Annotated in this window: 15 protein-coding genes; 12 read left to right on the forward strand and 3 right to left on the reverse strand. The window is 69.3% G+C overall.

What is annotated here, in order from left to right; genetic code table 11:
- Window positions 1–24: 24 nt before the first annotated feature.
- On the reverse strand, window positions 25–216 hold the full coding sequence (locus ATK30_RS16395) for an ATP-binding protein (RefSeq protein ID WP_229857928.1): 192 nt from the start codon (window positions 214–216) through the stop codon (window positions 25–27).
- Between the two features lie 20 nt (window positions 217–236).
- Between ATK30_RS16395 and ATK30_RS16400 the strand changes: the two genes are divergently transcribed.
- The 12 genes from ATK30_RS16400 (at window position 237) to ATK30_RS16450 (ending at window position 9,688) form a co-directional block, all read left to right on the forward strand.
- On the forward strand, window positions 237–542 hold the full coding sequence (locus ATK30_RS16400) for an ATP-binding protein (RefSeq protein ID WP_275295543.1): 306 nt from the start codon (window positions 237–239) through the stop codon (window positions 540–542).
- A gap of 199 nt (window positions 543–741) precedes the next feature.
- Window positions 742–2,142 (forward strand): IS1380 family transposase, encoded by a 1,401-nt coding sequence (locus tag ATK30_RS16405; protein WP_101436323.1) that lies wholly within the window; start codon window positions 742–744, stop codon window positions 2,140–2,142.
- 222 nt (window positions 2,143–2,364) lie between these two features.
- On the forward strand, window positions 2,365–2,601 hold the full coding sequence (locus tag ATK30_RS44700) for a hypothetical protein (protein WP_143271393.1): 237 nt from the start codon (window positions 2,365–2,367) through the stop codon (window positions 2,599–2,601).
- Between the two features lie 101 nt (window positions 2,602–2,702).
- A complete protein-coding gene (locus ATK30_RS16410) occupies window positions 2,703–3,095 on the forward strand; it encodes a DUF302 domain-containing protein (protein ID WP_101436324.1) in 393 nt (130 codons plus the stop codon).
- A 61-nt stretch (window positions 3,096–3,156) separates the two neighbouring features.
- Entirely contained in the window at window positions 3,157–3,384 is a 228-nt protein-coding gene (locus tag ATK30_RS16415) for an SHOCT domain-containing protein (protein WP_101436325.1), read from the forward strand.
- Window positions 3,381–4,850 carry a multicopper oxidase family protein gene (locus ATK30_RS16420; protein WP_101436326.1) on the forward strand — a complete coding sequence of 490 codons (1,470 nt, stop codon included), beginning with the start codon at window positions 3,381–3,383 and terminating at the stop codon, window positions 4,848–4,850. The genes ATK30_RS16415 and ATK30_RS16420 overlap by 4 nt, the downstream gene beginning before the upstream one ends.
- A 511-nt stretch (window positions 4,851–5,361) precedes the next feature.
- Window positions 5,362–5,631: a metal-sensitive transcriptional regulator gene (locus ATK30_RS16425; RefSeq protein WP_101436327.1), complete on the forward strand. Its 270-nt coding sequence runs from the start codon at window positions 5,362–5,364 to the stop codon at window positions 5,629–5,631.
- A 251-nt stretch (window positions 5,632–5,882) separates the two neighbouring features.
- Entirely contained in the window at window positions 5,883–6,026 is a 144-nt protein-coding gene (locus ATK30_RS46185) for a rhodanese-like domain-containing protein (RefSeq protein WP_229857929.1), read from the forward strand.
- Window positions 6,027–6,062: 36 nt separating this feature from the next.
- Window positions 6,063–7,445, forward strand: coding sequence for an MBL fold metallo-hydrolase (locus ATK30_RS16435; RefSeq protein ID WP_101436328.1), 1,383 nt, complete (start codon window positions 6,063–6,065; stop codon window positions 7,443–7,445).
- A gap of 3 nt (window positions 7,446–7,448) precedes the next feature.
- A complete protein-coding gene (locus ATK30_RS16440; protein ID WP_101436329.1) occupies window positions 7,449–8,237 on the forward strand; it encodes a sulfite exporter TauE/SafE family protein in 789 nt (262 codons plus the stop codon).
- Between the two features lie 363 nt (window positions 8,238–8,600).
- Complete coding sequence (locus tag ATK30_RS16445) at window positions 8,601–9,110, forward strand: hypothetical protein (protein WP_101436330.1); 510 nt, start codon at window positions 8,601–8,603, stop codon at window positions 9,108–9,110.
- A gap of 221 nt (window positions 9,111–9,331) precedes the next feature.
- A complete protein-coding gene (locus ATK30_RS16450) occupies window positions 9,332–9,688 on the forward strand; it encodes a hypothetical protein (protein WP_101436331.1) in 357 nt (118 codons plus the stop codon).
- A gap of 433 nt (window positions 9,689–10,121) precedes the next feature.
- Here the strand turns inward: ATK30_RS16450 and ATK30_RS16455 are convergent, their stop codons facing one another.
- Together ATK30_RS16455 and ATK30_RS16460 are read right to left on the reverse strand one after the other, a co-directional pair.
- Window positions 10,122–11,399 (reverse strand): NAD(P)/FAD-dependent oxidoreductase, encoded by a 1,278-nt coding sequence (locus ATK30_RS16455; RefSeq protein WP_229857931.1) that lies wholly within the window; start codon window positions 11,397–11,399, stop codon window positions 10,122–10,124.
- 32 nt (window positions 11,400–11,431) lie between these two features.
- Window positions 11,432–11,635: a ferredoxin gene (locus ATK30_RS16460; RefSeq protein ID WP_101436333.1), complete on the reverse strand. Its 204-nt coding sequence runs from the start codon at window positions 11,633–11,635 to the stop codon at window positions 11,432–11,434.
- Window positions 11,636–11,666: the final 31 nt, after the last annotated feature.

The following is an 11,666-nucleotide window of genomic DNA, read 5'->3' on the forward strand; positions in this document are numbered from 1 at the left end:
CTGTCCACGACGCGAAACGCCAGGTCAAAGGCGGTATTTGAAGATCGAAGTCGAGATAACCGCGGCGACGGTCGCGTCACCGAAAGCTGTTGCCCAGTCAGCGATCCCGACGTTGGTGGTCAGGATCGTGGACGACTTGAGGTAGCGCTGGTTGATCACCTGGAACAACGCGGACGCGCCGTCGCCGGGCAGCGGCAGATAGCCGAGCTCGTCCAACTATGTGGATATCCACATAGTTGGACGAGTTCGGCTACATGGAACTGGACAAGGTCGGCGCGAAACTGCTCTTCCAGCTTTTCACCGACCGCGAGGAACGCCGCGCGATCGCCATCGCGACCAACGCACCCTTCTCGGAATGGCCGAAAACCTTCACCGACCAGCGTCTCTGCCGCGCCGTGATCGACCGCATGACCTTCAACGGCACCATCATCGAGACCGGCAGCGAGTCCTACCGCGCCCAGAGCACCCAAGCCCGGCTGCAGGAACAACAACTCGCCGCGAGCGAGAACGACGGCCTGATCGGCGCCCTCAACCGCCCCTGAAACGAATGGGGCCGGCTGCCCACGGCGACTGTCTTGTCGGAGACAGGTCCGTGAGCACCCGGCCCCGCACAACCTAAACCTCGATCCACCGAGGTGTGGGGCTGGGGTGGGTGTGTCGGAATGAGAGAAGTGCCCTCTGAGCTGGGATGATTGGAGTTCTCACACAGCAACCTGACCCCAGTTCTGGAAGGCACTTCGAGTGCAAGTTTCGCACAGGTTCGCCGAGGAGTCGGCGATATTCGACGATGACCATCTCGTGTCGCTGGCCGGTCTGGTGCCGGTGATGACGCTGGCCGGACAGACCAGACTGCCGCAACTGCTGGCGGAGAAGGTGTCGATCACCCAGCCGCGGATCGCGTCCGGGACGGCCAATCCGGGCCCGAAACTGGCCACGGTGATCGCGGGGATGTGCGCGGGCGCGGACTGTATCGACGATGTTGATGTTGTGCGCTCGGGCGGGATGACGACACTGTTCGGCGGGGTGTATGCGCCCTCGACGGTCGGAACCCTGTTGCGGGAGTTCACCTTCGGACACGCCCGCCAGCTGGAGTCGGTGCTGCGTGAACATCTGACGGCCTTGTGCGAGCGAGTCGATCTGCTGCCCGGCACTCACAAGCGGGTGTTTGTGGATATCGACTCGCTGTTGCGGCCGGTGTACGGGCATGCCAAGCAGGGCGCGTCCTACGGGCACACGAAGATCGCCGGGAAGCAGGTGCTCCGCAAAGGGCTTTCACCGTTGGCGACCACGCTGAGCACCGAGCACGGCGCGCCGGTGATCGCCGGGATGCGGTTGCGGGCCGGGAAGACCGGCTCCGGCAAGGGCGCCGGACGCATGGTCGCCCAGGCGATCGGGACCGCTCGTGCCGCCGGGGCCGGTGACATCCTCGTGCGGGGTGATTCCGCCTACGGCTCCCGGTCGGTAGTCCGCGCCTGCCGGCGGGCCGGGGCGCGATTCTCGCTGGTGCTGACCAAAAACGCCGCAGTGCGGCGGGTGATCGCGGCGATAGGTGAGGACGCGTGGACGCCGGTGAAATACCCCGGTGCGGTCCGTGACCCTGACACCGGGGAGTGGATCTCCGACGCCGAGGTCGCCGAAATCCCCTACACCGCGTTCGCCTCCACGGCCGACCGGGTCACCGCGAGGCTGATCGTGCGGCGTGTCAAAGACGCCCGCTACCCGGACGCGCTGTTCCCGGTCTGGCGATACCACCCGTTCTTCACCAACACCGCCGAACCGACCGCTGCCGCTGACATCACCCACCGCCGCCACGCGGTCATCGAAACCGTGTTCGCCGACCTCATCGACGGCCCCCTGGCGCACCTGCCCTCGGGCCGGTTCGGCGCCAACAGCGCGTGGGTGTTGTGCGCGGCGATCGCGCACAATCTGCTACGCGCCTGCGGTGTCCTGGCCGGCGACCGGCACGGCCACGCCCGCGGTGCCACCCTGCGCCGCCGCATCGTCACCGTCCCCGCCCGGTTCGCGCGCCCGCAGCGCCGACCGGTCCTGCACCTGCCCCGCCACTGGCCCGGGGCCACGTCATGGCTTCGGCTGTGGCGCAGCACTATCGGCTTTACGCCACCATCAGCGATGCCCATCTGACCACCCGCCGCACGACGGCCCGACCGGAGACCACAGTGGAAAAGCTGGGCAGACCAGCGGCTACCTCCCACCCGAAAAGACGCTGGTGCACCCCTTCAGCACGCGGACCAGCCCAAAATCCCAATCGGTGGATCGAGGCTAAGTCGTCCTCGACCTCGGGAATGTCGGCCTCGCCCGTTCGCTGGCCATCCTCGGCGTTGAGGAATCACTCATCGTCGGCTCATGGCCGCCGCCGAAGCGTTCGCGCACCTGGAGATCTCGACAGGGCTGCATGCTCTTCCGTCGAACTTTCGCCGAAGCCGGGCCCCGCCCGGCATCGACATGGAACAACGCGGCACCGTGGTCATTGTGCCGACGCGGCGCGGTTGCTGTCCGTACATCTTCACAGTCCGGAGGCAGCAGGGACCGAGCGTGAAGCCGCGTCCCGTTCGTCAGCACTCAGCGCAGCGTGTGGTGTGACGCTGGTCGGGTAGCCGCCAGTGGGGAGGTTCGAAACCCGGATTCCGGGATACCCCCGGGCGTATTCTGGCGTGGTAAGACGGTGAGAAAGGTGATCGGCGATGGAGTACGGCTTCGCTGTGCGGTGCGAGGCGCCGATGGGCGAGACGGTCGAGCGGGTACGGGCGGCGCTGGCCGAGCAGGGGTTCGGCGTACTGACCGAGATCGACGTGCAAGCGACGCTGCGGGCGAAGCTCGGTGAGGAGAGCGAGCCTTACTTGATCTTGGGGGCGTGCAACCCCCAGCTGGCGCATCAGGCGTTGGGCGTGGATCGGCGGATCGGGTTGTTGTTGCCGTGCAACGTCGTGGTGCGCGCAGACGGCGGGTCGACGGTGGTGGAGGCGCTGGACCCGCAGGTGATGGTCAGCGTACCGGGCGATTCCCGGCTGCAGCCGATCGCTGACGAGGCCGGTCGGCGCTTGCGTACCGCCTTGCAGACGGTCAAGGGTAGCTGATGGTGCTCGCGGCAGTTCCGGCAATCGGACGAGCCTGTGTGCTACGGGAGGTGAGGTCGCGATGATGGGCGGCGCGATGGGCGGCGCGATGGGATGGATGTGGATCTGGCCGGTACTGGTCGTGCTCGGCCTGTTCGCCGTCGTGGGGGGCCTGCTGTGGTGGGTGCGGGCGCGGCGCGAAACCCCGGCAGGCGCGAGCGGCAGTGCCCGCCGGATCCTGGACGAGCGGTTGGCGCGGGGCGAGATCGACGAGGACGAGTATCGGCGTCGTCGCACGGAGCTGCAGTGACTGGCGATCCGGTCGGTCGGCGCCGGGCGTTGGGGCTGCTGGCGGCGGGGTCGGCTTCGGTGGTAGCGGGGGTGACCGGCTGGGTGACTGGTCTGGGCGCCCCGGCCAGCGGTGGGTACCCGGTCACCGGTGACCAGCCGCTACGCGAACCACTGGCATCGACCAGCAATAACGGTGCGCTCGCCGTGTCGCTGACCGCGGCACCTGGCGCGGCGGTGGCCGGGCAGGCCGGCGCCGGGCTCGGGTTCAACGGAGGTTCTCCGGGGCCGACGTTGCGAGTGCGTCCCGGTGACGTTCTGCGAGTGCGCCTGATAAATCACCTGCAACAGCCCACAAACCTGCACACCCACGGGTTGCACGTTTCCCCGGAGCGCAACGGCGACAACCCGTTCGTGGTGATCGCGCCGGGCGAGGTGTTCGATTACGAGTACAGGATTCCGGCCAATCATCCGGCGGGGACGTTCTGGTACCACCCGCACCACCACCAGTACGTCGCGGATCAGCTCTTCGGCGGGCTCGCCGGTGCGCTGATCGTGGACGGCGGCCCCGACCTGGGTGCCGTTATGGACCGGGTGCTGCTGATCGGCGACACCACGCTGGACGGCGCGGGCCGGATCGCCGCGGTGAGCGCGATGGACCGGATGATGGGACGGCAGGGCTCGCTAGTCCTGGTCAACGGCCAGCACCAGCCCGTCGCCACCGCCGAGTCCGGGGTGCCGGAACGATGGCGGCTGATCAACGCCTGCACCTCGCGCGTGTTGTCCCTGCGGCTGGAAGGGCATCAGCTGACCCACGTCGCGAGGGACGGCTATTTCCTGCCGGTCCCGGAAGTGCGGGACCGGATCGTGCTCGCGCCCGGCAACCGCGCGGATGTCCTCGTTCACCCGGCGGCGGGACGGCACCGGCTGCTGACCGATCCCTATGACCGCGGCAATCCCGGGATGATGGGCGGTATGGCAGCCACGGGCTCCACTGCGGCCAACGGGCCCATCACTCTCGCGACACTGGTGGTGTCTGGGACAAAAAGCCGCACGGCCTCGCCACCGGGTGCGTTGCCGGCGCCGGTGCTGCCCACAGGGCCGGTGACGGCTCGGCGGACGGTGACGTTCGGCATGCAGATGGGCATGGGCGGTGGCGGGATGGGGTTCACCATCGATGGAAGGCGCTTCGACCCGCAGCGCACCGACCAGGCGGTCCGGCTCGGGGCCACCGAGGAGTGGCTGGTGTCCAACACCAGCCCGATGGATCACCCGTTCCACCTGCACGTGTGGCCCTTCCAGGTACTGGGCACCAGCGCAAACCCGGTAGCCGAGGAAAGCCTGCGGGACGTGGTGCTCGTGCCGGCGCACGGCTGGGCGCGCCTCCGGGTGACCTTCGCCGACTTCTCCGGCCGTAGCGTCTACCACTGCCACATCCTCGACCACGAGGACGCCGGCATGATGGCCACCATCCAGGTCGCACGCTGACTCTCGCTCCAGGTTTCTCTCCGGAACACGCGCTCCTGTGCCGACCCGCCTGTGACCGCGGCGGCATGGCCAGCGCAACGCCGGGCGTCCTCGGGTAGTCCGGCGGGAAGCCGACCGTTTTGTTGCCCCTGGCCGGGCGCGCCGGGGCGATCCCCCTGTCTCCGGCGGTGTGGTGTGTGCCGCAGCCACTCGTCTCTTTATACCCCGGGGGGTACCGTGGAGAGCGAGTGGTCGTCGAGTAAAGGAGAGTGCACGGATGTGTCGTCGTGTCACGTGTTCGCGGTGCGGGAAAGCCACCTACGCCGGATGCGGTCAGCATGTGGAGCAGGTGCTTGCCGGTGTGCCGGCTTCGCGGCGGTGCGCTTGCACGCCCGAGCCGGGTGCCGCGGCCCGCGTATTGCGCCGCCTGTTCGGCCGCGGCTGATCCGCCGGTCCGCGATGCCGGACACAGCTGGGTGAGGCCGCGCAATCACTACCCCCCGGGGTATGTTGAAGGCTGCGGAGGTGGAACATGGAAATGACACCCGAACTGGTGGGTGACGCGCTGGTGCGGTTGCGCCGGGCGCAGGGGCAGCTGGCTGCGGTGATCGGCATGATCGAGACCGGGGACGAGTGCGCCACGGTGCTGACCCAGCTGGCCGCGGTGTCGCGGGCGCTGGACCGGGCCGGGTTCAAGATCGTGGCCAGTGGGATGCGGCACTGCCAGGCCGCCCGCGACCGGGGCGAGGACCCCCCGATGACCGAGGCGGAGCTGGAGAAGCTGTTCCTGGCCTTGGCCTGACTTGTTCGGCGCGGAATTCCGGCGCCGACCTACGTTTGACGGATACCCCCGGGGTATTCGAGCGAAGTGGTGGAGGTACCACGTGGCAGTACATGAAGCGACGGTGGAAGAGCTGGAGCGGGCGCTCGCCGAAGGTGTGCGGCTGGTGGACGTGCGCACGCCGGGCGAGTTCGCCGAAGGGCATGTGCCCGGTGCGATCAACGTGCCGCTGGAGCAGGTCCCCGACGCGGGGCGGGAGTGGAACGGAGCGGGTGTGGCTGATCTGCCAGTCCGGGGCACGCAGCCTGCGCGCGGCGCAGGCGCTGGATGCCCTGGACGTGGCTGCGGTGTCGGTGGCCGACGGCACCGCCGGCTGGCAGCGCAGCGGCCGGCCCGTGCGAACCGGAACGAACTGAGGCAACGACCGCACTCGGGCGGGAAGGAGACAGCACATGCTGGACGTACAGGTGATCGAGACATCGTCGCTGGGCGACCGCAGCTACCTCGCGCACGACGGCGAGGTCGCCGTGGTGGTGGATCCACAGCGCGACATCGATCGGATCGTCGCCCTGGCGGGCCGGCTGGGGGTAGGGATCGAGTGGGTACTGGAAACCCACGTGCACAACGACTACGTCTCCGGCGGGCTGCAGCTGGCGCGGCTGACCGGCGCCCGCTACGGGATCGCCGCTGCCGACGACGTGTCCTACGACCGGGTGCCGTTGCGCGACGGGGACGTGCTGGAGGTGTCGCCGCGCATGCGGATCCGGCCGGTCGCGACCCCGGGCCACACCTTCCACCACCTCTCCTACCTCCTCGACGGTCCCACGGGGCCAGAAGGAGTGTTCACTGGCGGCTCGCTGCTGCTGGGCACCACCGGCCGCACCGACCTGCTCGGCCAGGACCACGCCCACGAACTGGCCCGCCGGCAGCGCACCTCCGCACAGCGGCTGGCGCAACTGTTGCCGGACGGGGCGAACGTGTGGCCCACCCACGGGTTCGGCAGCTTCTGCTCGGCCACCCAGGCCAGCGGTGACGCCTCCACCATCGGCCGGGAGAAGCAGATCAACCCGGCACTGACCCTGGCCGAATCCGAATTCGTCGAACAGACCCTCGCCGGCCTGGACGCCTACCCCGCCTACTACGCCCACATGGGCGCGCGCAACACCGCCGGGCCCGGACCGATCGACCTCACCCCGGTCCACACCGCCGACCCCGCCGAGTTACGTCGCCGGGTCGACGCGCAGGAATGGGTGGTCGATCTCCGCTCACGCAAAGCGTTCGTGCACTCGCACCTGGCCGGCACGATCAGCCTCGGGCTGGACGGGCCGATGGCGACCTGGCTGGGCTGGCTCATCGACTGGGGCGCGCCGATCACCCTGCTCGGCGACACACCCGAGCAGGTCACCCAGGCGCAGCGGGAACTCGCGCGCATCGGCATCGACCGGCCCGCCGCCGCGGCCACCGGCGACCCCGCCCAGTGGGCCGGCGACCGGCACGAGCAGGTAGCCACCATGACCACCGCGTCGTTCACCGACCTCGCCCACGCCCTGCGGCACGGCCACGCCGACAGCCTGCCCGCCCCCACCGTCGTGCTCGACGTGCGGCTGGCCCACGAGTGGCACGACTCCCACGTGCGCGACGCCGTGCACATCCCGCTGCCCGAGCTCCCGCACCGGCTCGGCGAGGTGCCCGCAGGCCCGGTGTGGGTGCACTGCGGCAGCGGCTACCGCGCCGCCGCCGCGGCGTCCCTGCTCGCCCGCGCGGGCCGCACGGTGGTGCTGGTCGACGACGCCTTCGCCGATGCCGCCGACGCCGGCGTCCCCATGGCGGCCTGACCGATGCTGGTGGCCGCCGCCCTGGCCGGGCTGCTGATCGGGCTCGCGCTCGGACTGCTCGGCGCGGGCGGGTCCATCCTCGCCGTGCCCGCGCTCGTCTACGCCGCCGGGCAACCACTCGCCTCCGCGATCCCCGCGTCCCTGCTGATCGTCGGCGTGTCCTCGGCCGCAGCGGTGATCCCGCGGCTGCGCGCCGGCACCGTGCGCTGGCCGGTCGCGCTGGTTTTCGGCGCGGCCGGTGTCCCCGCCGCCTTCGCCGGGGCGGCCCTCGGGCATCTGGTGCCGCCGCGGTTCCTGCTGCTCGGGTTCGCCGTCCTGATGGCCGTGGTCGCCGTCCGGATGCTCCGCAAACCCACCGGCACGGGCACGGCGGCGTGCCGGACCAGCGGAGGCCATGTCAACTGGCGGGCGTGCCTGCCCAAGGCCCTCGCCGCCGGGATCGCCGTCGGGGTACTGACCGGGCTGTTCGGCGTGGGCGGCGGATTCCTCATCGTGCCCGCCCTCACCCTGCTGCTCGGCCTCGACGCTGGCGAAGCAGTCGCCACCTCGCTGGTGATCATCGTGCTCAACTCCGCCGCCGGGCTCGCCGCCCACGCCGGCGCCCCACTCGATTGGGTCACCATCGGCATTTTCGGCGGCGGCGCCGTCCTGACCGCGCTGGCTGGTGGCCGTGTGGCCCGCCGCCTACCCGCCGACACGATCCGCCGCGGCTTCGCCTACCTCGTCCTGGTCGTCGCCGCCGCCATCGCCGTCACCGCCATAGTCGCCCCGGCCACCCTGCCGGCCCATTGACGGCGCCCTCCGTTCAAGGTTCGAGACCGGTCTGGGCGTGGCAAAACGAACCCGGCCAGCACAAGCACCGACGGGCACGCAGATCGATCCCACCTGGCCCGAACTGCTCCACTGATCAGGAGCACGACTCCACGCGGATCGTGGAACTGCGGCACTCACCCGGCCGACTGACTATGAAACGATCGCCTTGCACAACACGTGTTGTGATCAGTACGCTTCAACAACAAAGCCGCTGAGCTGCTGAGACTCCGTCGTAGAGTCCACCTCAGGTTGGCGACCCCCGGAGAATGCGGGACCTGCCGCAACGATTGCGCCGACTGTCCCCGGTGCCGCGACTTCGACTGCGAGGTGTGCCTGCCGGTAGTGATCACTCCCCGCACCGCCGCCGCGCTGGACGCGGCGCTGGGGAGGCTGGCCGACGAGGTCTACGACATCGCCGAGCAGACACCCTTGGCAGGCAGGGGACCGGCCCTCGACACGGACACGACCGTCCCGGCGTGCGTGGCCGACCGTGACCCGTGGTTCTTGCGGTGCTACGCACGGGCCTTCGACGACCTGGCCGGCGACCTCGCTGCCGGGAGGCGTCCGACCCCGGCGTGTACCGCCGAGGAGATCGCGCTGGACTTGGCGATCCAGGACGCCGAACGGTGTCAGAAGGACGAGCCCGACGTGCACGCCGAGCAGGTCGCCGCGCATCCGAGTTCACGGTTCGACTACGACTGGGCGATCCTGCAGGACGCCTTGTTCCAGGACAAGGACTACGAGGGGCTCCTCTATCACCCGGTCCCGTTGCCGGACATGGGCGCCGAGGACTGGTTCGGCGAATTCGGCAACGTCCCTGCCCGCGACCCCGAGCGCGGATTCCGCCGCTGAGCACCCTTTCGCAGTTTCGAAGGTCGTTTCGTGCGCCATCGAGCACACGGCGACCGACAGAATGCCGCAGCAAGCAGCGCCGAAGTATCACCGCGATGTCACACCGCGCCCGCGCTGACCGGCGACGATGCCGAGAACAAAGACCAAGGAGGTGACTGGCAGGATCGCCGGAACGAGCGCATGCTGAAAGTTCCTGTCGGAGCACAAAAGGGGGAACTGCATTGGGCACCGCGACCACCACCGAGGTCCGTACCGGATTCGGTGCGGCGATCCTGCTGGGCATCGGCGATGACGACAACGTCGCCTGCGTCGCCGAACACGATGCCGCCACCGAGGGTGAGGCCCGCCGCTGGATCGAGCAGGCCCTGCCGACCGCCGCGATGCCGGATTGGGTTCACCGGCGCCCCCACGGCACGGCCGGAGCCTTCCTGTTCGCCGTCTACACCGAAGGCATCCGCGTCCACGACGGACCGGGCGAATCCCGCTGGGAGAACTACCCGGACGACGCGCCCGAACACACCGCCGACCTCATCGACGGTGCCGTGCGCTGGTGGCCGCGCGCAGACACCCAGCGATAGCCACACATCCCGCGCGGCGGGCTCGTCGTGACGGTCTCGCTGCCTAGACTGCTGCCGATGGCACCCACCGGATCGAAGTCTATTGGTAACCACCGGAATCAGAACGTGCTGAATGCACTCCGGTGATCGCGCCGCCGATGGCTCGGCTGCGCGGGCGGCCTGGGCGCCGACTGCGGGTTCGGTATGCGCAACCGCAGCGGTCGGCTGGCGCGTCGCGTCCACCAGCTCACCGGATCATCGTTCAGAACGCTCCTTGCCTCACTTCACTCATCTGGCCAGGTCAGAACGTTTGCGTTGACACCCGTCGATCGGGATCGGCGACACTCCACCGGCGGGGTGGCGGCTAGTCGCCCCGCCGGTGTCGGTCCGCATCGTCGACGCCGTCGTCACGGTCGGACGGCCGTGCAGTTGCAGACGAGCTGGGATTTCTTGTTCATGTGGCTCGCGATTCAGTGCGCGATCCAGCGGGTGGAGTTGCTGGCGGGTTTAGCGTGGTGGTTTGGGTGAGTGCGTCTGCCCATGGCGCTTTCTGGGTGATGAGGCGGCGGAGTTTGGCGATGGCTCGGGGTTGGTTGACGGCGAGCGCCGCGGTGATGTGGTTGTTGTGGCGGTAGAGCACGGTGAATTGTCCGGTGTCGGGATCTCCGATGAGGGTGGACGGTTGGTCGGTGTGTGGGTCGCCGATGATTTGGATGCGGTGGCTGTACCAGTCGGACCACACGTAGGGCACGGGTTCGTAGCGGGTGGGTGCCGCGGTGGTGATGGCGTTGCGGGCGGCGTGGGCGCCTTGTTCGGCGGCGGCGGTCCAGTGTTCGAGCCGGAGGGTGCCCTCGCGTCGCGGGTGGGGGAATCGTGCCAGGTCTCCCGCGGCGTACACCCCCGGTGCCGAGGTGGCGAGGTAGGGGTCGCAGGCCACGCCGTCGTCGAGGGCGACGCCGGAGTCGGTGAGCCAGCCTGTGGTGGGGACGGCGCCGATTCCGACGAGCACGGTGTCGGCGGGCAGGACGCTGCCGTCGGACAGGTGCACCTGCTCGATGTGGCCGGTGCCGGAGAAGTCGGTGACCTGGACACCGCATTTGAGGGTGGTGCCGGCCTGTGTGTGCAGCCGGGCCAGTGCTGTCCCGGCGGTTTGTCCGACCGCGTGGGCCAGGGGTGTGTCCTGGGTTTCGACGATGGTCGCGTGGATGCCGTGTTGGGTTGCTGTGGCTGCGACTTCCGAGCCGATGAAGCCTGCGCCGATGATCACCAGGTTGGTTGTCCGCGCGAGTGCGGCGCGCAGCGCCCGGGCGTCGTCGAGGGTGCGCAGGTAGTGCAGGCCGGCGAGGTGGGTGGTGGTTGGCCACCGGCGTGCCGTGGCGCCGGTGGCGATGATCAACCGGTCGTAGGGCAGGCGTTGCTGGTCGTGCAGCAGGAGTTCCCGGCTGTCGGTGTCCAGTCCGGTGGCCGTGACTCCGAGGCGCAGGTCCACACCGAGGTCGTCGCGTAACTCGTCTTCTGCCATCAGGACGGCGGGGGCAGGGGGGTGAGCCTGCTCGTCGGGTTCGTGTGCGGCTGGGTGGTCGCTGCTGTGGGTGAGGAACGTTTTCGATAGTGGGGGCCGGTCGTAGGGTAGGTGTTCCTCGGCGCCGATGAGGATGATGGTGCCGGTGTGCCCGGCGTGCCGCGCGGCGCGCGCGGCACGCACCCCGGCCAGCGAGGCACCGACGATCACGAGTCGGCCGGGCTCGGTGGCCGCGTGGGCACTCATGACGGCGGGGCGTCTGCCAGCCGGAGCGCGAGTGTCGGGCATTGCTGCACGGCCTGCTCGATGACTTCACGCCGATCGTTGGGGGGCGGGTCCTGGAGCAGGTGTGCCAGGCCGTCGTCGCCGACTTCGAAGATGTCCTCGGCGAGGCCTTCGCAGACGCCGTGCCCGGTGCAGCGGTCGGGGTCGATGTGGATGTTCATCTGCTCCCTCCTTGACGTGGTGGCAGAGACG

This window comes from Amycolatopsis echigonensis (genome assembly GCF_002846615.1).
Lineage (GTDB): Bacteria > Actinomycetota > Actinomycetes > Mycobacteriales > Pseudonocardiaceae > Amycolatopsis > Amycolatopsis echigonensis.